The organism is Pedococcus bigeumensis, from assembly GCF_039531795.1.
GTDB classification, from domain to species: domain Bacteria; phylum Actinomycetota; class Actinomycetes; order Actinomycetales; family Dermatophilaceae; genus Pedococcus; species Pedococcus bigeumensis.
The window spans coordinates 448454-467990 of sequence record NZ_BAAAQS010000005.1; the positions used below are offsets into that span (position 1 = coordinate 448454).

Below are 19537 nucleotides of genomic sequence, written 5' to 3' on the forward strand. Positions count from 1 at the left end.
GGCACTGGTGGCCAGAAGTTGGACGGTGTCAGCTGGTGTGCGTCACGGCTTCCCGTGGCACATCTTGAACTTCTTGCCCGACCCACAGGGGCACGGTCCGTTGCGGGACGCGCCCTTGAGCTGGGCCTCGCTGAGGGTGTCGTCGACCGACCCCACCGCCCGGTGCTCCACGTCGCCGGTCTCGCTCGGCGCCGAGTACTGCAGCTGCTGCGGACGACGCTCCGGCTGCTCCAGACCTTTGGCCCGGAAGGTCGGGTGCTTCTCCGCGGCAGCGGTGGACTCGGCGGGCACCAGCTCGGCTTCCGCCGCCCGGCCACCGTTGCCCGACAGGGCCGAGGCGTCCGCCGGCTCGTCGGCCGCGGCGGCGGAGGACAGCCCCGACCCGGCGAGCATGTCGGAGACGCTGACGGGCTGGAGTGCCGGAGCCTGCTCCTCGGGCTGGTCGACGTCGACCTGCACGTTGAACAGGTAGCCGACCGACTCCTCCTTGATGGACTCGTTCATCGCCTCGAAGAGCTGGAACCCCTCGCGCTGGTACTCGACCAGCGGGTCACGCTGGGCCATCGCCCGCAGGCCGATGCCCTCCTGGAGGTAGTCCATCTCGTAGAGGTGCTCACGCCACTTGCGGTCCAGCACGGACAGCACCACCCGGCGCTCGACCTCACGCATGACCTCCGCACCGAGGAGTGCCTCGCGCTCGTCGTAGGCGTGGTGGGCGTCGGAGGTGATGACCTCGCGCAGGCTGTCGCGGGTCAGCGCCCCGTCGGCGGCGTCGAGGACGTCCTGAGGCGTCACCGACACCGGGTAGAGCGTCTTGAGGGCGGTCCACAGGCGGTCGAGGTCCCAGTCGTCGGCGAAACCCTCGGCGGTCTCCGCGTCGACGTACCCGCCGACGACGTCGTTGATGAAGTGGCGGATCTGCTCGTGCAGGTCCTCGCCCTCGAGCACGCGGCGGCGCTCGTCGTAGATGACCGTGCGCTGGCGGTTGAGGACGTCGTCGTACTTGAGGACGTTCTTGCGGATCTCGAAGTTGCGACCCTCGACCTGGCCCTGCGCGCTCTGGATCGAGCGGCTGACCATCTTGGACTCGATCGGGACGTCGTCCTCCATCTTGGCCGTGGTCATGAACCGGTCGACCATCGCGGCGTTGAACAGCCGCATGAGGTCGTCCTGGAGCGAGAGGTAGAACCGCGACTCACCGGGGTCACCCTGGCGACCGGAGCGTCCACGCAGCTGGTTGTCGATGCGACGCGACTCGTGGCGCTCGGTGCCCAGCACGTAGAGGCCACCGAGCCCGGTCACCTCGTCGTGCTCGGCCTGCACGGCCTCCTCGGCCTTGGCGAGCGCGGCGTCCCAGGCGGCTTCGTACTCCTCCGGCGTCTCGACCGGGTCGAGGCCCTGCTGCTTGAGGGTCGCGACCGCCATGAACTCGGGGTTGCCGCCGAGCATGATGTCGGTGCCTCGACCGGCCATGTTGGTCGCCACGGTGACGGCGCCCTTGCGGCCGGCCTGCGCCACGATCGCGGCTTCCCGCTCGTGCTGCTTGGCGTTGAGCACCTCGTGCGGGACGCCCTTGCGGCGCAGCTGGTCGGACAGGTACTCGCTCTTCTCGACCGAGACGGTGCCGACGAGCACGGGCTGCCCCTCGGCATACCGCTGCGCGATGTCGTCGACGACGGCGGCGAACTTCGCCTCCTCCGTGCGGTAGACGAGGTCGGCCTGGTCCTTGCGGATCATCGGGCGGTTGGTCGGGATCGGCACGACGCCGAGCTTGTAGATCGAGTTGAGCTCGGCGGCCTCGGTCTGGGCCGTACCGGTCATGCCCGAGAGGGTGTCGTACATGCGGAAGTAGTTCTGCAGGGTGATCGTGGCGAGCGTCTGGTTCTCGTTCTGGATCTCGACGCCCTCCTTCGCCTCGATCGCCTGGTGCATCCCCTCGTTGTAGCGACGGCCGGCCAGCATGCGGCCGGTGTGCTCGTCGACGATGAGGATCTCGCCGTTCATGTTGACGTAGTCCTTGTCGCGCTTGAACAGCTCCTTCGCCTTGATGGCGTTGTTCAGGTAGCCGATGAGCGGGGTGTTGACGGACTCGTAGAGGTTGTCGATGCCGAGGTAGTCCTCGACCTTGGCGATGCCGGCCTCGAGGACGCCGACGGTCTTCTTCTTCTCGTCGACCTCGTAGTCGCCCTCGCCGGACTCGAGCTCGCCGCGGGTCAGCCGCTGGGCGATCTTGGAGAACTCGGTGTACCACTTGGTGGCGGCGTCGGCGGGACCGCTGATGATCAGCGGCGTGCGCGCCTCGTCGATGAGGATGGAGTCGACCTCGTCGACGATCGCGAAGTTGTGGCCGCGCTGCACGAGCTCGTCGACCGACCAGGCCATGTTGTCGCGCAGGTAGTCGAAGCCGAACTCGTTGTTGGTGCCGTAGGTGATGTCCTTGGCGTACTCGGCGCGACGCTGCTCGGGCGTCATCGAGGCGAGGATGACACCGGTCTCCAGGCCCAGCATGCGGTGCACGCGGCCCATCAGCTCGGACTGGTACTCGGCCAGGTAGTCGTTCACCGTGACGACGTGGACGCCCTTGCCCTCGAGGGCGTTCAGGTAGGACGGCAGCGTGGCGACCAGGGTCTTGCCCTCACCGGTCTTCATCTCCGCGACGTTGCCGAGGTGGAGGGCGGCCCCACCCATGAGCTGCACGTCGAAGTGACGCTTGCCGAGGGTCCGCTTGGAGGCCTCCCGCACGGCGGCGAACGCCTCCGGGAGCAGGTCGTCCAGGGTCTCGCCGTCCGCGAGGCGCTTGCGGAAGACGTCGGTCTCCGCCCGCAGCTCGGCATCGGTGAGCGCGGCGAAGTCCTCCTCGATCGAGTTCACCTGGGCGGCGATCCCGTGGAGCTTCTTGAGGATGCGCCCCTCACCGGCACGCAGCAGCTTTTCGACGATCTTGGACACGCAACATCTCCTGAAGTTTCTGATCTCCTGCTACGCCCGGAGGTTTTGATCTCCTGCTTCGCCCGGACGTTCTTGATCTCCTGCTACGCCCGGAAGTTCCCAGCCGTGGTCATCCGGGTGGCAACCGCCCGACCTAGGCTAGTCGAGTCGGCGTGACACCGTGGACACGCGGGCGGGGGAACCCTCCCCCAGCGCCGAACGTGCCGGGCCGCGCGGGGGTTCCGACCGCACGCCGAGGAGGGGACCTAGGGCCCTGTCCGACGGGCCACTGACGACCACATCCTGAGTCGTTGGTGGGCTCCCGGCCACCCGCTCAGAGTCGAGGTCGACATGGTCCAGATGGCATCTGCGGCATTCCCGCCCGGCGGGCACGTGCTCTCCTGGGGGTGGTTCAGCATCGAGCTGGCCAACCTGCTGATCATCCTGGCGATGGTCGTGCTGTTCGTGGTCGCGCTGCTGGTGCCCTTCGGGCGCACGCACGTGGAGGTCCCCGGCGGCCGGGTGCAGCGCGACGACGGCGACGCCGACGGGGACCGGCCATGAGCAGCGTCCCGCGGGCCGAGCGGGTCCGTCGGCCCGCCGACAGCTGGACCACGGCGCTGCGCGACCGCATCGTGCACACCGTCCCGCCCGGGCAGGCCCTCCCCGACCGCCAGCCGGTCTACGTCTCGTCCTGGGTCTACGTGTTCGGCGTCCTGACCCTGGCGGCCCTGACCGTCGTGGTGGTGACGGGGTGCGGGCTGGCGGTGGGCGGCGCGAGCTGGTGGCACGGGTCGTCGCTCGGGCACTTCGTCAACTCGCTCCACCTGTGGAGCGTCGAGCTCTTCTTCGGCTTCATGGTCATCCACCTGTGGGGGAAGTTCTGGATGGCGGCGTGGCGGGGCAACCGGCTGCTCACCTGGGTCACCGGGGTGGTCGCGTTCCTCACCTCCATCGGCACGGCGTTCACGGGCTACCTGTCGCAGTCGAACTTCGACTCCCAGTGGATCAGCGCGGAGGCCAAGGACGGCCTCAACGCCATCGGGGTGGGCGCGTGGTTCAACGTGCTCAACCCCGGGCAGATGCTGCTCTGGCACGTCGTGCTGCTGCCGCTGGCCGTCGGCCTGATCACCGTGCTGCACGTCGTGCTCGTGCGACGGCACGGAGTCGTGCCTCCCATCGACGCCGAGGAGGGCGATTGAGATGGCCACCGCCACGCCCAGCAAGCCGCGCTCGCAACAGAGCCGCCGCTCCGGGACCCTCCGCACCCGCGACTCGCACTCGTTCTCGACCCGGCCCTACGACCTGGTCAAGGAGTACGTCGTCGCCCTGCTGGCCGTGGCGCTGCTGACGGTCGGCCTCGGTGCGGTGTTCTCCTCCCCCGACGAGCCCGCGATCACCATGGCGGGGTGGGCGAAGGCCGCCCCTGCGGACGTCGTCGCGACGGCAGCCGCCGAGCTGGCCGGCACCAGCACCAGCGCGTCGTACGGCCCTCCGTACAACTCCGCGGCCGAGGGGCAGAAGGTCCTGGGCGTGCCGTTGCAGCGGTGGGGCGGTGTCCGCATCCCGGTGGACTCTGCCGACCTGATCCTGGGGCCGCTCACCGCAGCCCGGACCGACGCGCCGACGAAGGCCGCCCTGGCGACCTGGCGCGGTGCCGACGAGGCCACGCGGACCGGCTGGGCCACGGCCTACGCGGACGCCTTGGGCAAGGCGGCCGATGGCAACCCCGCCGCGGTGGCCCCCGGGCCCTACGGCCCGGTGCCCGTGCTCACCCGGTCCTTCCTCGACCTCGCCGGCTCGGGGGGACTCGAGGGCCAGCTCACGTCGTCGGGCAACTTCTACGGTGGCGACCAGACCCGAGCGCTGCTGCTCCTCAGTGACGGCGCCTACCTGGAGGACAGCGCCCGCGCCCAGCACCTCGGGGGCGACCAGTGGGGGATGATGAACGAGACCGGCAACTACCCCGGCCAGCCCTGGATGTGGCTCTACACGTTCTGGTACCAGGTGCCGCCGTTCTCCACCTCCGAGAACGCCGATGCCGAGGTGTGGGCGCTGATGATGGTGCTCACCCTGGGGCTGATGTTCCTGCCACTGATCCCGGGGCTGCGTGACCTCCCGCGCCTCGTGCCGGTGCACCGGCTGATCTGGCGCGACTACTACCGCGACCACCCCCGCGACCGGGGGTGAGGGGGCGCGAGGTCCGGGACGCGTGCGGCAGGCGCGCGGACCGGCCCTCCGTGGTCAGGGCGCGACGAGGTCCTGGTAGTCGGGGTGCCGGGCGATCCACGCGGAGATGAAGGGGCAGAGTGCGACGACGTCGTGCTCGGCCCGGGCCCGGACGTCGTCGAGCGCACCCCTCGCCAGCACCCCACCCACGCCGTGCCCGGCGTAGGCGTCGTCGACCTCGGTGTGCGTGAAGACGATGTGGGCACCCTTGAACCGGTAGGCGGAGAAGCCTGCGAGGGCGCCGTCGATGCGGGCCTCGTACCGGTGCTCGGCCGGGTTGTCGCTGACCACGATGTCGGAGGTCCGTGGCTCGGTCATGCGCCAAGCCAAGCACGAGTGCCAACGCAGCCTCCGGCCCGACCCTCAGGCGACCGCGCCCACCTCGGCGTCCTCGCCCTCCGAGCTCCACGAGCCGCGTTCGGGCGACCTCGAGATCGCGAGGCAGGCGAGCGCCGCGAACAGGCACAGGCCGCCGGCCGTGAGCCAGGCGGTGAAGTAGTCGCCGGTGCTCTGCCGCACCCAGCCGGCATAGCTCGCGGCGACGCCGGCGCCGACCATGTGCGCGGCGAAGACCCAGCCGAAGACGACCCCCGAGCGCGCGACCCCGAAGTGCCTGCGGCACAGGGCGATCGTCGGCGGCACCGTGGCCACCCAGTCGAGCCCGTAGAAGACGATGAAGATGAACAGGTTCGGGTGGATGTCGGGCCCGAGCAGGGCGGGCACGAACAGCAGGGCCAGCCCGCGGAAGCCGTAGTAGCCGCAGAGCAGCAGCCGCGGGTCGACCTTGTCGGTGAGCCAGCCGGAGGCGATGGTGCCGGCCAGGTCGAAGATGCCGACGAGCGCGAGCAGGCCGGCCGCCGTGGTCTCGGGCATCCCGTGGTCGTGCGCCGCCGGGATGAAGTGGGTGCCGATCAGCCCGTTGGTCGACCAGCCGCAGATCCAGAAGGTGCCGAAGAGGATCCAGAAGGTGCGTGAGCGCGTGCTCTCGCGCAGCGTCCGGACGGCGAGCGCTGCCGGCCCCACCTGCGCCCCGGTATGCCGCGTGGCCGGCTCGTCGAGCGGCTCCCCCGGGCGTGCCCCCAGGGGTCGCAGGCCGAGGTCGGCGGGCCGGTCGCGGACGACCAGCACCACCAGCGGCACGAGCAGCAGGGCCGCCCCGGTGACCACGAGGGCCGACCAGCGCCAGCCCGGCCCGGCGGCCAGCGCCGCGATGCCCGGGAGGAAGACGAGCTGACCAGCCGCCCCGGCGGCGGAGAACACCCCGGTGACGAGGCCGCGGCGCGACTCGACGAACCAGCGGTTGGCGACGATCGCGCCGAGCACGAGCGCCATCGCCCCGGCCCCGACGCCGACGAACACCCCCCAGAGCAGCCACAGCTGCCACGGCGACGTCATCACGGTGGTGAGCCCGCTGCCGAGCGCCACGAGCACGAGGGCGAGGCAGACCACCCGGCGCAGGCCGAACCGCTCCATCAGCGCTGCCGCGAACGGCGCGGTCAGCCCGTAGATCACCAGGTTGGCCGTGACCGCGCCCGAGGTGGTGGCCCGCGACCAACCGAACTCGGACTCCAGCGGCTCGAGCAGTGCGCCGGTGGAGGAGCGGAAGCCCGCGGCGGCCACCAGGGCGCCGAGGATCACCAGGGCCACCCACCAGGCCCGGTGGAGGTGGCGGCGACCGGTCGGGGCCGTCGCCACGGTGTCGGCGGGACTGGCGGCGGCAGGAATCGTCACTCCCGCAGGCTATCTGCCAGCCCAGCCGCACTGACAGCGCATTCCGGACAACCCCCACCCGGATCCCGCCACCAGCAGCCGGTCAGGCGACGCCGGTCAGGCCGAGCCAGCCCGCCATCAGGCCCAGCTCGTCGTCGAGCGCCGCCCGGGCCGCCTCGGGGGCGCCGGGCTCCCAGTGCAGGGCCTGCACCCGCAACACCCCTGCGGCCCGGTCGGCCTTGAGGTCGCAGCGCGCCACCAGCTGGTCGCCGAACAGGAACGGCAGCACGTAGTAGCCGTGCACCCGCAGGTGGGCGGGCACGTAGATCTCGAGCCGGAAGTCCATGCCGAAGAGCGCGGCGGTGCGCTCGCGCTGCCAGATGAGTGAGTCGAACGGGCTGAGCAGCGCCTGGGCCTGCACCTTCCTGGGGCGCCGCGCCTCCGGGTGCAGGTAGGCCGGGCGCTTCCAGCCCTCGATCGTGGCCGGCAGGAGGGCACCGTCGGCCACCAGGGAGTCGAGGGCCGGGCGGGCCTGCTCGGGCTTGAGCCGGAAGTAGTCGCGCAGGCACTGCTCCGTGCCCACCCCGTGCGCGCGGGCGGCGATGAGCATCAGCTCGCGGAAGGCGACGTCGTGCGGAGGCCGGGCCGCCGGGTCGGCGACCTCGGCGGCGAGGTGACCGGGCAGGACGCGCTCGAGGGCGGCATACCGTCGCTCGAACTGGCTGGTGCGGCCGGCGCTGCTGATCTGACCGGCCCAGAACAGGTGCTCGACGGCGCTCTTGACCAGCGACCAGTTCCAGCCCCACTGGTCACGCTGGCGCGGCAGGTCGTGCTCCAGCGCTGCCTCGAGGCCGCGTGAGGTGATCGGACCCCGCGCGGTGACCTCGGCGAGGACGGCATCGACCAGCTCCGGGTGCTCGCGGGCCACCCGCTGCATCCCGCCCCAGGAGTCGTGCAGGGCGCGTTGCATCCGGAAGTCGAGCAGCGGCCACGTCGCAGGCGGGATCAGGCTCGCCTCGTGGGCCCAGTACTCCACCAGCCGACGGGGCGCGCGGTCACGGGCCCGGTCGAGCAGCGCGGTGTCGTAGGGGCCGAGGCGGGCGAAAAAGGGCAGGTACTGGCTGCGGGTCAGCACGTTCACGCTGTCGATCTGGATGATCTGGACGCGGTCGATGACGCGCTGGACGTGACGCATCGTGACGGTGCCGGGCGCAGGCCGGGGGTCGGCGAAACCCTGGGCGGCCAAGGCGATGCGGCGCGCCTGGGCACGGGTCAAGCGCACCGGGGCCGGGTCGGGCCGTCGGACAGGGATCGTCACAGCGGTGCGTCGCTGGTCACTCGCCGGGTTCGAGGAGGTTCTCGCGGACGGCGTACATGGCCGCCTCCATCCGCGAGTGGAGCTGCAGCTTCTCGAGGATGTTGCGCACGTGGTTCTTCACGGTGTTCTCGGAGATGAACAGCTGGTGGGCGATCTCCTTGTTGGCCAGCCCGCGCGCCACGAGCCGCAGCACCTCGAGCTCGCGGTCGGTCAGCCGCGGGGCCCCGACCCCGCTGGGCCGCTCGCCCTGGCGCTTGCTCATGTGGGCGAACTCGGCGAGCAGCTTCGAGGCCATCGAGGGCGACAGCAGCGAGTCGCCGTTGAAGACCGCGCGCACGCCGTCGGCGATCTCCTCGCCGGGGACGTCCTTCAGGAGGTAGCCGTTGGCACCGGCCTTGACCGCCTCGTAGAGGTCGGACTCCTCGTCGGACATCGTCAGCATGATGATCTTGGTCGACGGCACCAGGGCCTTGATGGTCTGGCAGGCCTGGATGCCCGACGTGTGCGGCATCCGCACGTCCATCAGCACGACGTCAGGAAGCAGCTCGACGGTGCGGTCGACCGCCTCCTTGCCGTCGCCGGCCTCGCCGACGATCTCGATGTCGTCGTCCTGCGACACCACCATCTGGAGGCCGCGGCGGTAGAGGACGTGGTCGTCCGCGATGACGACCCTGATCGGGTCGGCACCGCTGCCCAGTCCACCATCCCCATTCGACACGAGGCACATACTGTCACGGGACAGCGACGACACCGGACGAAATGCCCCTCTGGGTTCGCCCGGTGTCGTCGTCGTCGCAGGTCAGGAGACCTTGCGCTCCGCTCCCTCGTCCTCACTGACGTCGAGGTGGATCACGCCGTAGGACCACCCGCGCCGGCGGTAGACGACGCTCGGTTGACCGGTGTCCTCGTCGTGGTAGAGGTAGAAGTCGTGGCCGACGAGCTCCATCTCGCGGACCGCCTGGTCGAGCGCCATCGGCACGGTCGCGTGGATCTTCTCGCGGATCTCGACCGGCGAGTTGCCCTGCGTGCCGAACCGGTCGCCGTCGGCGTCGACGCCCTCGTGCACGTGGTCCTCGCCGGACACCTCGCCCGGCTCCTGGATACGCGCCGTGGCAGCGGCGACCGACTCGGGTGCGTGCCTTCCCCGGTGCACCCGCTTGCGGTCCTGGGCCCGCCTGAGGCGTTCCATCAGCTTGTCGAGCGCGAGGTCGAGCGCTGCGTACTTGTCGTCAAGACATGCCTCGGCCCGCACGATGGGGCCCTTCACGTGACAGGTGATCTCGACCCGTTCGCAGGCCTTGGCCTGCCGCTTGTTGGGTTCATGGCTCACGATGACGTCCACGCGCTGCACCCGGGGTGCGAGCTGCGGGATCTTGGCGAGCTTTTCGTCGAGGTGGTCACGGAATCGGTCTGAGACCTGCATGTGGCGTCCGGTGACGACAATCTCCACGGTGTTCCTCCATGGGTTCGGCGGGAGTGGTGGTCGGGCTGCGCAGCCCGGTGGTCAACCGCGGCAGCACCTCCCCGCGGGCGTGCGGAAGCACCCGGTCGTCGGCGTGTCCTGCTGCTCCGCTCCCTGCCGCAGAGCGCCCATCGGACCGCGTCCGAGGCGCCCTGTTCGCGTGCCGTGCACGGGGGCCAGGGGGGCCATACCCCGACCGTAGACCACGCCGGAGGTTTGTGACACAGGGATTCGTCGAACGTTTGCCCGGAGTCTGTCGTGCGCCACCTGTATGCCGTGCTCAGGGGGTTCGCGGGCCCCGGGAACCGCCGCCCGGGCGGCGTTCCAGCCCGTGGGACGGCGCCCGGTCCCGGCCCCCGACCCGCCGCTCGGTGGCACAGATCGTGGCGGCCACCACCGCGGTCGCACCCGCTGCCCGCAGCGCGCGGGCGGCCTCGACCAGGGTCGAGCCGGTCGTCAGGACGTCGTCGACCACGACGCAGGCCGCGCCCTCGACCACCCGCTCCCAGCGGGGCCGGATGGCCAGCGCGTGCTCGAGGTTGACGGCTCGAGCGCGCGCCCCGAGGCCGGCCTGGTCGGCGATCCGGCGGCGCGCCCTGAGAGCGTCGGCGAGCAGCGCCTCGGCCGGACCGAACCCGGTGACGGCGCGCTCCGCGAGGGCCCGCAGCGGCGCGTCGCCCCGGCGACGCCGAGCGGCCGCCGAGGACGGGACCGGGACGACGAGCACCGGGCCGTCACCCCGTCGCCAGCGCGCGACCAGCTCGGGACACCCCACGAGCGCCGCATCGACCGAGCCGGCGAGCAATTCGCCCAACAGCTCCGCGCAGTCGCGCCGTCCGTCGTCCTTGTAGGCGCTGACCACGGCAGCCAGCGAGCCGGCATACCGACCCGCACTGTGCACCGGGGGCAGCCCGGGCGGCGCCGGCCGCGGCTGCACGGCGACGGGTCCGCGCGGCCACAGCGAGGCCACGAGGTCGGCCGCGCAGCCAGGACACACGGGGTGGTCGGGTCGTCCGCACCCAGCGCACGCGACGGGGAGGGCGAGGTCGGTCAGGGCCCGGAGGGCGCGGAGGACGTCGGCAGCGCTGGGCCATCGGGGCTCGGGCGGCATGGCCACATGCTGGTCCCGCACGGTGTGTTGGCCCTGATTGGGCAGCACAAGTGTGTGGACACGACTAGTCTGGGGCACGGCCTGTGGACAACTGCTGGGCGCCGGGGACGTGAGACGGGAGGCGTGTATGCGTTGGCTGCCCCATCTCGCCGTGTCCACTCGTCTGCGCCTCTCGATGGCCGCCGTGGCCGGGCTGTTCGCCTACATCGACCACAGCTTCGTCACCGCCCTCCCGTGGATCCTCCTCGTCGTGACGCTCGACCTCGCTGCCGCGAGCCTCGGGTACCTCACCGTCATCCAGGGCGCGTTCCGCCACACCCAGCTGATCGCGCTGCTGGTCGTGGGGGTCGTCTCGGCCGGGATCGGCATGGGGAGCGAGGGCTCGTGGTCCAAGCTGCTCATCCTCATCCCGGCCTACCACGCTGGTTCGCGGTTCGCCCGGACCGGCGCCTTCTCCGCCCCGCTCCTCGGTCTGGTCGTCGGCCTGGCCACCGCCTGGTGGCTCAACCGGCTGACGCCGCCGGAGGCCCAGCTGATCACGCTCGCCTCGCTGCTGGCCGTGCTCTTCGGGCTGCTCGGGGCCTGGTCCCGGGAGCTCGAGCCCGAGGAGGTCGTGCCCGACGCCAACGTGGCCGCCGAGGCGAGCCTGCTGCTGCGCAGGCTCCACGAGCTCGCCGACACCCTCGACACCGGCTTCGACGCGCCGGGCTCCGCCGAGATGGCCCTCCAGGACCTCAGCAACCAGATGCGCTCGGCGCGCAGCGCGATCCTCGTCGGCTACGGCGACGACCCGGCGGTGCCGCTCGCCATCCGTGGCGCCGACCGCACGCCGTGGCCCGACCCGATGGAGCAGGACTCGGTCCTCGCGTGGACCTGGCGGCACGGCGAGGCGACGCTGGCGGAGTGGAAGGACGACCTCGTCGCCCGCTCGGTCATCGTGGTGCCCCTCAACGACGACAAGGGCGACCGGCTCGGCCTCCTCGTCGCCGACCGGCCCCTGGTCACGCCGTTCCGCGAGGAGGACCTCGTGGCCGCGCAGGGGGTGGCCGACCGCCACGCCGCCAACATCGACCTGTCGGTGCTCTTCGCCGGGCTGCGCGAGCGCGCCGGGCTCGAGGAGCGCGAGCGGCTGGCCCGGGAGATGCACGACGGCATCGCCCAGGAGATGGTCGCCCTCGGCTTCGGCATCGATGCCGTGCGGCGCAAGGCCCGTGGCGCCGACTCCCCCATCGCCGACGAGCTCGACGCCCTGCGCGTCGACGTGTCGCGGGTCCTGGGTGACCTGCGGCTGCACATCGCGGACCTGCGGATCGCCGTCCGCCCCGACACCGGGCTCGGTGCGATGATCGGCGCCCGGCTCCAGCACTTCGGGTCGTCGTCCGGCGTGACCACCCGCATGCACCTCAGCGAGACCGGCTTCCGGCTGCCGGCCCACACCGAGGTCCTGATCTACCGACTGTTCCTGCGGATGCTCGCCGACGCGCGGCACTCCCTCAACGCCGAGACCGTCGAGGTCCGGCTCAACGTCGCAGCCCCCCGGGTCGAGCTCTGGATGGCCCACGACGGCACCAGCACCCTCAGCGAACGCGACTTCGGCGACCACCCCCTGCTCGGTCTGGGCGGGGAGATCACCATCGAACCCTTCGGCGTTGAAGGCGTCGCCCTCCGCATGCGCATGCGGGCTCGCGGCGCCGCTCCCTCAGCAACGCTGTCCAACGAAAGGATCCCCCAGCCCTCATGACCATCAACGTCGTGGTGATCGACGACCACACCCTCGTCCGCGAAGCCGTCTGTCGCATGATCGACAGCGAGCCCGACCTCGCCGTGGTGGGCCAGGCCGGCGGCATCGCCGAGGGCCGCACGGTCCTCGCCCAGAGCCTGATCCACGTCCTCGTCGTCGACGTGTCCATGCCCGACGGCTCCGGCCTCGTGCTGGCCCGTGCCGCGCGGGAGGCCTCGCCCCGGCTGGGCATCGTGGTCCTGACGATGCACAACGACGACGAGACCCTGCTGGAGGCGCTCGACCTGGGCGCCTCGGCCCTGGTCCTGAAGTCGGCGCCCTCCGACGAGGTCATCGCGGCCGTCCGGCGGGCCGCCGTCGCGCCCGACGCCTTCATGGCGACCGGGCTCGCCGAGGCGCTGCGTCGTCGCGACTCGAGCGACAAGCCGCGCCTGACGCCCCGTGAGGCCGAGGTGCTCGACCGCCTGGTGGCCGGCGACTCCATCGCAGCGGTCGCCAAGAAGCTCTACATGAGCGAGTCGACCGTGAAGACCCACGTCTCCAAGGTCTACGAGAAGCTCGGCGCCCACAACCGCGCCTCCGCGGTGATGTCCGCGCTGCGGCTGGGCCTGGTGAAGGCCGAGTCGGTCGGCCACGCCCGGCACTGAGCCGCACCGGACCACCAGACAGACACGAAGGACCCCGCCCGAGGGCGGGGTCCTTCGTCGTGGGGCCTGGTGGGCCCTCCGTGGGTGGGCCTCAGCGGGTGGGACTCAGTGCATGTTGCCGAAGGTGTCGGCGATGCGGATGGCACCGGGGCCGATGATCACGATGAACAGGGCCGGGAAGATGAACAGGAGCATCGGGAAGAGGATCTTCACCGGCACCTTCATCGCCTTCTCCTCGGCCAGCTGACGGCGCACCAGACGCATCTGGTTGGACTGCTCGCGCAGCACGTTGCCGATGGGCAGACCGAGCCGGTCGGCCTGGACCAGGGCGCTCACGAAGGTCTTGGCCTCGGAGACCGTGGTGCGGGCGGCGAGCGAGGAGAAGGCCGCGCCCCTCGTCTTGCCGATCTGGATCTCCGACAGCACACGGGCGAACTCACCCGAGATCGGCCCGGTGGTGGAGCGGGCGACCTGCAGCAGCGCCGCGTCGAAGCCCTGGCCGGCCTCCACACACACGGTGAGCATGTCGAGGGCGTCGGCGAGGCCGCGCCGGAGCTCTTCCTGGCGCTTCTGGCCGGTGTTCATCAGCAGCAGGTCGGGCAGGAAGAACCCGGCCGCCGCTGCGGCGGCGCAGATGACCAGGCCGCGGACGCTGAGCTGACCGCCCAGGAGGAAGCCGAGCACCGCACCCACGAGGAGGCCGATCCCCTTGGCGCCCATCACCCGCTCGACGGTCCAGGAGCCGGGGTTGCCGGCCAGGTTCAGCCGGCGCACGATGCGCTCGTTGGCCCCGGTGGGCGACAGGCGCTGGGCCAGGGCCCGCGTGTGGTTGAGCATCGGGGCGACGAGGCGCTCCATGACGGGGAGGTCGGACTTGCCCACCTCACGCTTGTCGATGGTCCGCTCGATCAGGTCGAGCGACCGCGCGACGCCGGTGGGCTGACCGGCCCCGAGGCCGGTGGCGAGCACCAGGGTGCCCAGGGCTCCGCCGATGGCGACCAGGGCGATGACGAGCAGGATTGTTCCCATCAGACCTTCACATCCACGACTTTACGCATCCAGGCCATGCCGATGCCGAGAGAGATGAGACCGCCGATGATCATGCCGATGCCCATCGGTCGGGTCCACAGGAGCTCGATGTAGGACCGGTTGGTCTGCATCGTGTAGAAGAAGATGCCGATCGGCAGCGCCACGAGGATGTAGGCGGAGAGGCGGCCTTCCGCGGACAGCGCCCTGACGTGCCGGCGGAGCTCCTCGCGCTCACGGAGCGTCTTGGCGGTGGTGCGCAGGGTCTCGGCCAGGTTTCCACCGACCTCCCGCTGGATCCGGATGGCCATCGAGGTCCAGCGCATGTTGTCGCTGTCCATCCGGTCGGACATCCGCTCCAGCGAGTCCGCGATGTCCGCACCGATGCGGGTCTCGGCCAGGGCTCGGGCGAACTCCTTCGCGGCCGGCTCGGCGGCGTCCTTGGCCACGGCGTCGAGGGCCTGCGGGAGCGAGAACCCGGTGCTGAGGCTGCTCGCCACGAGGGTGAGCACGTCGGGGAGCTGGCTGTCGAACTTCTTGCCGCGGCGGTTGGAGAGGAAGCGCAGGACGAAGGCCGGGCCGAAGATCCCGACGACCAGACCGCCGACGGCAGCCGCGATCGTGACCAGGAGGCCGCCACGGAAGAAGACCATCGCTGCGGCGACCGAGGCGACTACCGCCACGATGCGCAGCACCCACCACTCCCCCGCTCGCAGTGGGAGGTCGGCGCGCTGGATGTGGGCCATGGTCTTGCTGGTGGAGGCGCGGCCCTCCATCATCCGCTCGCCGAGGAACACGAGGTTCTCCGACATGACGTTCTGGCGGGACTTGCCCTTGCCGTTCGAGGTGGTCCCGGCGGCCACGTAGCTGTCGATGCTGTCGACCCGGGTCCGGCGACCGGACTTGAAGGACGAGCTCGCCAGCGCGATCACCAGCACCATCAGCGCCAGGAACACCGCGCCCATGGCGATGCCGAGGATCGGGGACACCCCCAGGATCGGCAGGACCGTGGCCGTGGGGGCCGCCTTGACGACGTCCTCGGTGGGACCGACGACCGGAGAGTTGTCAGAGGTGGCCTTGGTCGGCGCAGCCACCCCCGCGCCGAAGTCGACCAGGGCGGTCGTCGCGAACGGCTTGCCGTTGGACTTGCCGGAGATCTTGACGTTCTGGGCCCCTCCGACGCCGACCGGGAGGGGCATCGAGAAGCTGAGCTGCGAGGCGAGGGTCTTGGCGGCAGAGGTGAAGGCGTTCTGCACGCTGCCCGCGTTGGCTGCCGAGACGACGCTGCCGCCACCGGCCTTGGCGAAGCTCTGCAGCACGCTCACGTTGCTGTCGGTGGACTTGAACGAGACGGCCTCGGCGCGGACCCGGGCACTCTTCAGCGCCGCCACGGTCGAGGCCTGGGTGGCGGTGCTCGCGGTGTCACCACCGTCGCTGAGCACCAGCAGGCTGCGCTCGCCCTTGGTGCCGAGCGTCTTGACGGCGAGGTTGACCCCGTCGTAGAGCGCGGTCTCACCGTCGGCGGTCAGGCCGTTGACGGCCGTCTGCACCTTGCCCTGCTCGCTCGTGGGGGCCAGGTTGAGCGTGGCCTTGCCGGAGAAGGAGACGACACCGATGCGCACGTCCTCGGGCACGCTCTTGAGGAACGCCGCGACGGCCGAGCGGACGGTGGCCATGCCCGACGTCCCCATCGAGCCGCTGGTGTCGACGACGATGATCGCCGTGCGGGCGACCGGAGACCCGGAGCCGCTCGTGATCGCGTCGACCGGGTAGGACTTCCCGGCCACCGTCACGTCGAGCGAGGGGTCGATGTCAGACCCCGACGTGGAGGAGATCAGGCCGATCAGGTTGCCGGACTTGACCTCGATCCCGGTGACGGTGACAGAGCTGTCCGCGGCCACGGCCGGGACGGCGGACAGCAGCCCGACCAACCCCGCGACGAGGAGCGCGCGGATGGCGCGCGGAGCACCACGCACCATCAGAACCCCTTGATGAAGAGGTCTGCCGGCAGCTCGATCCCCTGGTCACGCAGGTCGTCGGCGAACTTCGGGCGGAGCCCGTTGCTCTTGAGCGCGCCGCGGAAGCGACCCTGCTCGTCACGGCCGGCGCTGTAGTCGAAGGTGAACAGGTCCTGCATGGTGATGATCTCGCCCTCCATGCCGATCACCTCGCTGATCGCGGTGACGCGACGCGAGCCGTCCTTCATGCGGGCCTGCTGGATGACCATGTCGACCGCGCCTGCGACCTGCTCGCGGATGGCTCGCACGGGCAGGTCCACGCCGGCCATGAGCACCATGGTCTCGAGACGGGAGAGGCTGTCGCGCGGGCTGTTGGCGTGCACGGTCGTGAGGGAGCCGTCGTGACCGGTGTTCATGGCCTGGAGCATGTCGAGGGCGGCGCCGTCACGGCACTCACCGACGACGATGCGGTCGGGGCGCATACGCAGCGAGTTCTTCACGAGCTCGCGGATGGCGATCTCGCCACGACCCTCGATGTTGGAGGGGCGGGACTCGAGCCGGAGCACGTGGTCCTGGTGGAGCTGGAGCTCCGCGGCGTCCTCGATGGTGACGATCCGCTCGTCGGCCGGGATGAAGGACGACACCACGTTGAGCAGCGTCGTCTTACCCGAACCGGTACCACCGGAGATGATGATGTTGCGGCGACCACGGACACAGGCCGAGAGGAAGTCGCGGACCTGCGGCGTGAAGGTGCCGAAGGCGATGAGGTCCTTGTCCGTGAACGGGTCGGTCGCGAACTTACGGATGGTGAGCAGCGACCCGTCGAGGGCGATCGGCGGGATGACCGCGTTGACACGCGAGCCGTCGGGGAGGCGGGCGTCCACGAGCGGGCTGGCCTCGTCCACGCGCCGGCCCACCCGCCCCACGATCTTGTCGATCGTGCGACGAAGGTGGGCGTCGGAGGCGAAGTGGGTGTCGACCGCGTAGAGCTTGCCGGCACGCTCGACGTAGATCTGGTCGGGCCCGTTGACCATGATCTCGGTGATCTCGCTGTCGCGGAGCAGCGGCTCCAGCGGACCGTGACCGAGGATCTCGTCCGAGACCTCCTGGGAGATGCGCGTGCGGTCGGCCAGCGAGAGTGGCGTGTCCTCGTGGTCGATGACCTCCTGCAGGGTGTGGCGCACCTTCTGCTCGAGCTCGTTCTGGTCGAGGTGGGGGTCGTAGAGCTGCGGGCCGAGCGAGTCCATCAGGGCCTGGTGGACGCTCGCCTTCACCGTGGCGAAGGGGTCGATGAGGCGGGGCCGCTCGTTGGCCGAGGGAGCCGCGGTGCTGGCCTCGATCGCCGAGGCCTGGCTGCGACGGACGCTCTCGAGCCGGTCGGCCAGGCTCATCGGTTACCTCCACGCGACAGGGACCAGCGGCTGGTCTTCGGGGACTGCTGTGACGACGCTGCTGCGTCGGCCGCACCCGCCGGGGTGTCGGCGACGCGGATGAAGCGGTCGGCGAGGTCGCGCAGGGCCACGCTCACCGCGTGCTTGGGCTCGTCGAGGATGATCGGCACGCCGCGGTTGACCGAGGCCGGCACGGCGGTGCTGTTCGGCACCATCACGGCGATGTCCTGCTTGATGGCCGCCACGACGTCCTCCGGTCGGAGTCCGACCTTGGCGTCGGAGCGGTTGAGGACGACAAGGCGCGAGTCCTTCTTGTTGCCGAGGAGGTCGAGGGTGTCGAGCGTGAGCCGCAGGTTCTTCACCGCGGGGATGTCGAGGGTGGCGATGAGGATCAGCAGGTCGCTGTCGTCGAAGGCCGCCAGGACGTGCGAGGTGAAGGCCGGCGGGGTGTCGAGCAGGACGTAGTCGTAGTGCCGCTTGGCCACCCGGACGAGCTCGGCGACGGTGGTGCCGGGCACGCGGTCGGCGTCACTCGGCTCGGCCGGCGCGCTGATCGCCTCCAGACCACTGTCGTGCTTGGTGACAACAGCCTTGATGGCCTGCTCGTCGATGTTGCCGGCCATGCTGACCAGGTCGATGATCGAGTTCTGGGGCAGCATCTGCAGGCTGATGCCGACGTCGCCGAAGGCGAGGTCGAGGTCGATCAGCAGGACCCGCGAACCGGTCGAAGCCAGGTAGGCGCTGAGGTTCGTCGCGAACGTCGTCTTGCCCACGCCGCCCTTGGCGGAGAACACCGTCACGACCCGGGCGGTCTTGGCGCTCGTGGACTCCCCGGAGTGACCGTGCACGCGGGTCGAGAGGTCGCGGCTGCGGCGCGCCGCGTCGGCCAGACCGGTGACGTCGTCGGAGGTGATGACCTCGCGGATGCCGGCCCGGAGGGACTGTCCCAGCACCGCCACGTCGATGCGGCGGCGCAGCAGGATCACCCCGAGCTCGGGGCGCTCCACGCGGCACAGCTCGGCGAACTGGCACGCGGCGTCCATGTCGACGTCCGGGCCGATCAGGACGAGCATCTCGGTCGGGTTGTCCTCGAGCGCCCGGACCATTGTGGCCTGGGTCTCGAATCGGCTGATCTCGCCTACTGCGAAGTCATAGCGCTCGGCGGCGCCGGGGTCGGCATCCCACAGGAGGGTCATGGCGCACTCCTACTTGGCGGAGAAGAGGGTGGCTTCGGAGATGACCTTACCGAGGTCGATCTTGGGGTCCGTGCCGCGCAGTGCCGCGTACAGGTTGCCGGTCTGGATGCCGTGCACCAGGCGGGTCGCGTCGGCCGGCGAGACCGCGACGGTCATGAGCGCACCACGCACCGGAGCGGAGTCGGCGGAGTCCTCCCCAGCGTTGGTGGGGGCCTGCGTCGGCGTGAGGGAAGCCTCGCCCATCGCGATCACGAGGACGTCGTCGAGGAGGACGCGGGTCTGCTGGCTCAGCTTGGTGGCGTCCGCACCGTTCTTCACCCCCGTCTCGGTCGGGGTGTAGGTGTCGAACAGGACGACCTTGGACCCTGGGGTGAGGAAGGTCCCGACTCGCGCGGGGTCAGCCAGGGCGATGGAGACCGCCACCTGACCGGCCGGCACGTCGATGGCCTTCTGACCGACCGGCTTGGTGCCGAAGCGGTCGGCGAGCACGTACTCGCCGGGCTGGATGTCCGAGAGGGCGTAGAGCCCACCGTTCGAACCGGTGACGCCCTGGAGGGCGCCGAGCGGCACACCCTTGGCGGCGACCGAGGTCTTGATGATCAGTCCGCTCTGCACGGAGTCCTTCAGGGTCGTCCCTGCGGGGACGACGGACTTGACCACATACACGGACGAGGGGTCCTGCGCGGCGATGGCCCGGTCGTCAGCACCCTTGGCGTACATCAGCACGGCGACCACGCCGAGCAGTGCCACGACGGCGGCCGCGAAGATGGCGACGATTCTGCGTCCCACGATGTGTTTCCCTTGCTTGAGGTCAGACGGT

17 protein-coding genes are annotated in these 19537 nt (G+C 70.6%); 5 read left to right on the top strand and 12 right to left on the bottom strand.

Going from position 1 to position 19537, the window contains the following annotated elements; all coding sequences use genetic code 11:
* Nucleotides 1-42 precede the first annotated feature (42 nt).
* Nucleotides 43-2949 carry a preprotein translocase subunit SecA gene (secA, locus tag ABD262_RS17800; RefSeq protein ID WP_344139080.1) on the bottom strand — a complete coding sequence of 969 codons (2907 nt, stop codon included), beginning with the start codon at nucleotides 2947-2949 and terminating at the stop codon, nucleotides 43-45.
* Nucleotides 2950-3279: 330 nt separating this feature from the next.
* Here secA and ABD262_RS17805 point away from each other — a divergent pair, with 330 nt between their 5' ends.
* The 3 genes from ABD262_RS17805 to ABD262_RS17815 are packed head-to-tail and all read left to right on the top strand — an operon-like array spanning nucleotide 3280 to nucleotide 5118.
* Nucleotides 3280-3492: a hypothetical protein gene (locus tag ABD262_RS17805; RefSeq protein WP_344139082.1), complete on the top strand. Its 213-nt coding sequence runs from the start codon at nucleotides 3280-3282 to the stop codon at nucleotides 3490-3492.
* A complete protein-coding gene (locus tag ABD262_RS17810; RefSeq protein ID WP_344139084.1) occupies nucleotides 3489-4130 on the top strand; it encodes a cytochrome b N-terminal domain-containing protein in 642 nt (213 codons plus the stop codon). Before ABD262_RS17805 ends, ABD262_RS17810 begins: the two co-directional genes overlap by 4 nt.
* Nucleotide 4131: 1 nt before the next feature.
* A complete protein-coding gene (locus ABD262_RS17815; RefSeq protein WP_344139086.1) occupies nucleotides 4132-5118 on the top strand; it encodes a hypothetical protein in 987 nt (328 codons plus the stop codon).
* A 54-nt stretch (nucleotides 5119-5172) separates the two neighbouring features.
* Here the strand turns inward: ABD262_RS17815 and ABD262_RS17820 are convergent, their stop codons facing one another.
* The 6 genes from ABD262_RS17820 to ABD262_RS17845 all read right to left on the bottom strand — a co-directional run bounded on the left by ABD262_RS17820 (nucleotide 5173) and on the right by ABD262_RS17845 (nucleotide 10758).
* Nucleotides 5173-5487: a GNAT family N-acetyltransferase gene (locus tag ABD262_RS17820; RefSeq protein WP_344139088.1), complete on the bottom strand. Its 315-nt coding sequence runs from the start codon at nucleotides 5485-5487 to the stop codon at nucleotides 5173-5175.
* Between the two features lie 33 nt (nucleotides 5488-5520).
* The gene (locus ABD262_RS17825; protein ID WP_344139090.1) at nucleotides 5521-6888 is read right to left on the bottom strand and encodes an MFS transporter; all 1368 of its coding nucleotides are present in this window, start codon (nucleotides 6886-6888) and stop codon (nucleotides 5521-5523) included.
* Between the two features lie 82 nt (nucleotides 6889-6970).
* Entirely contained in the window at nucleotides 6971-8143 is a 1173-nt protein-coding gene (locus ABD262_RS17830; RefSeq protein WP_425564919.1) for a winged helix-turn-helix domain-containing protein, read from the bottom strand.
* Between the two features lie 58 nt (nucleotides 8144-8201).
* Nucleotides 8202-8903, bottom strand: coding sequence for a response regulator (locus tag ABD262_RS17835; protein WP_344139094.1), 702 nt, complete (start codon nucleotides 8901-8903; stop codon nucleotides 8202-8204).
* An 81-nt stretch (nucleotides 8904-8984) separates the two neighbouring features.
* Nucleotides 8985-9635 (bottom strand): ribosome hibernation-promoting factor, HPF/YfiA family, encoded by a 651-nt coding sequence (gene hpf / locus ABD262_RS17840; protein WP_344139096.1) that lies wholly within the window; start codon nucleotides 9633-9635, stop codon nucleotides 8985-8987.
* 292 nt (nucleotides 9636-9927) lie between these two features.
* Entirely contained in the window at nucleotides 9928-10758 is an 831-nt protein-coding gene (locus ABD262_RS17845) for a ComF family protein (protein WP_344139098.1), read from the bottom strand.
* A 151-nt stretch (nucleotides 10759-10909) separates the two neighbouring features.
* Here ABD262_RS17845 and ABD262_RS17850 point away from each other — a divergent pair, with 151 nt between their 5' ends.
* Nucleotides 10910-12499: a sensor histidine kinase gene (locus ABD262_RS17850; protein ID WP_344139100.1), complete on the top strand. Its 1590-nt coding sequence runs from the start codon at nucleotides 10910-10912 to the stop codon at nucleotides 12497-12499.
* Nucleotides 12496-13146, top strand: coding sequence for a response regulator transcription factor (locus ABD262_RS17855; RefSeq protein ID WP_344139102.1), 651 nt, complete (start codon nucleotides 12496-12498; stop codon nucleotides 13144-13146). The genes ABD262_RS17850 and ABD262_RS17855 overlap by 4 nt, the downstream gene beginning before the upstream one ends.
* Nucleotides 13147-13251: 105 nt before the next feature.
* On the opposite strand, the gene ABD262_RS17860 is transcribed toward ABD262_RS17855, so the two are convergent.
* Genes ABD262_RS17860 through ABD262_RS17880 form a run of 5 tightly spaced genes read right to left on the bottom strand, consistent with a single transcriptional unit; the run spans nucleotide 13252 to nucleotide 19506 of the window.
* Nucleotides 13252-14175: a type II secretion system F family protein gene (locus tag ABD262_RS17860; protein ID WP_344139104.1), complete on the bottom strand. Its 924-nt coding sequence runs from the start codon at nucleotides 14173-14175 to the stop codon at nucleotides 13252-13254.
* Nucleotides 14175-16151 carry a type II secretion system F family protein gene (locus tag ABD262_RS17865; RefSeq protein ID WP_344139106.1) on the bottom strand — a complete coding sequence of 659 codons (1977 nt, stop codon included), beginning with the start codon at nucleotides 16149-16151 and terminating at the stop codon, nucleotides 14175-14177. The genes ABD262_RS17860 and ABD262_RS17865 overlap by 1 nt, the downstream gene beginning before the upstream one ends.
* Nucleotides 16151-17521, bottom strand: coding sequence for a TadA family conjugal transfer-associated ATPase (locus ABD262_RS17870; RefSeq protein ID WP_344139108.1), 1371 nt, complete (start codon nucleotides 17519-17521; stop codon nucleotides 16151-16153). Before ABD262_RS17870 ends, ABD262_RS17865 begins: the two co-directional genes overlap by 1 nt.
* Nucleotides 17518-18717 (bottom strand): CpaE/TadZ family protein, encoded by a 1200-nt coding sequence (locus ABD262_RS17875; protein WP_344139110.1) that lies wholly within the window; start codon nucleotides 18715-18717, stop codon nucleotides 17518-17520. Before ABD262_RS17875 ends, ABD262_RS17870 begins: the two co-directional genes overlap by 4 nt.
* A 9-nt stretch (nucleotides 18718-18726) precedes the next feature.
* Nucleotides 18727-19506 (bottom strand): RcpC/CpaB family pilus assembly protein, encoded by a 780-nt coding sequence (locus ABD262_RS17880; protein ID WP_344139112.1) that lies wholly within the window; start codon nucleotides 19504-19506, stop codon nucleotides 18727-18729.
* Between the last annotated feature and the right edge of the window lie 31 nt (nucleotides 19507-19537).

What these genes read in the sequence shown, in the direction of transcription:
- ABD262_RS17805 (WP_344139082.1), top strand. Translation starts at nt 3,280, where the DNA reads ATGGTCCAGATGGCATCTGCGGCATTCCCGCCCGGCGGGCACGTGCTC.
- ABD262_RS17810 (WP_344139084.1), top strand. Translation starts at nt 3,489, where the DNA reads ATGAGCAGCGTCCCGCGGGCCGAGCGGGTCCGTCGGCCCGCCGACAGC.
- ABD262_RS17860 (WP_344139104.1), bottom strand. Translation starts at nt 14,175, where the DNA reads ATGGGAACAATCCTGCTCGTCATCGCCCTGGTCGCCATCGGCGGAGCC.
- ABD262_RS17855 (WP_344139102.1), top strand. Translation starts at nt 12,496, where the DNA reads ATGACCATCAACGTCGTGGTGATCGACGACCACACCCTCGTCCGCGAA.
- ABD262_RS17870 (WP_344139108.1), bottom strand. Translation starts at nt 17,521, where the DNA reads ATGAGCCTGGCCGACCGGCTCGAGAGCGTCCGTCGCAGCCAGGCCTCG.
- ABD262_RS17875 (WP_344139110.1), bottom strand. Translation starts at nt 18,717, where the DNA reads ATGACCCTCCTGTGGGATGCCGACCCCGGCGCCGCCGAGCGCTATGAC.
- ABD262_RS17845 (WP_344139098.1), bottom strand. Translation starts at nt 10,758, where the DNA reads ATGCCGCCCGAGCCCCGATGGCCCAGCGCTGCCGACGTCCTCCGCGCC.
- ABD262_RS17865 (WP_344139106.1), bottom strand. Translation starts at nt 16,151, where the DNA reads ATGGTGCGTGGTGCTCCGCGCGCCATCCGCGCGCTCCTCGTCGCGGGG.
- ABD262_RS17815 (WP_344139086.1), top strand. Translation starts at nt 4,132, where the DNA reads ATGGCCACCGCCACGCCCAGCAAGCCGCGCTCGCAACAGAGCCGCCGC.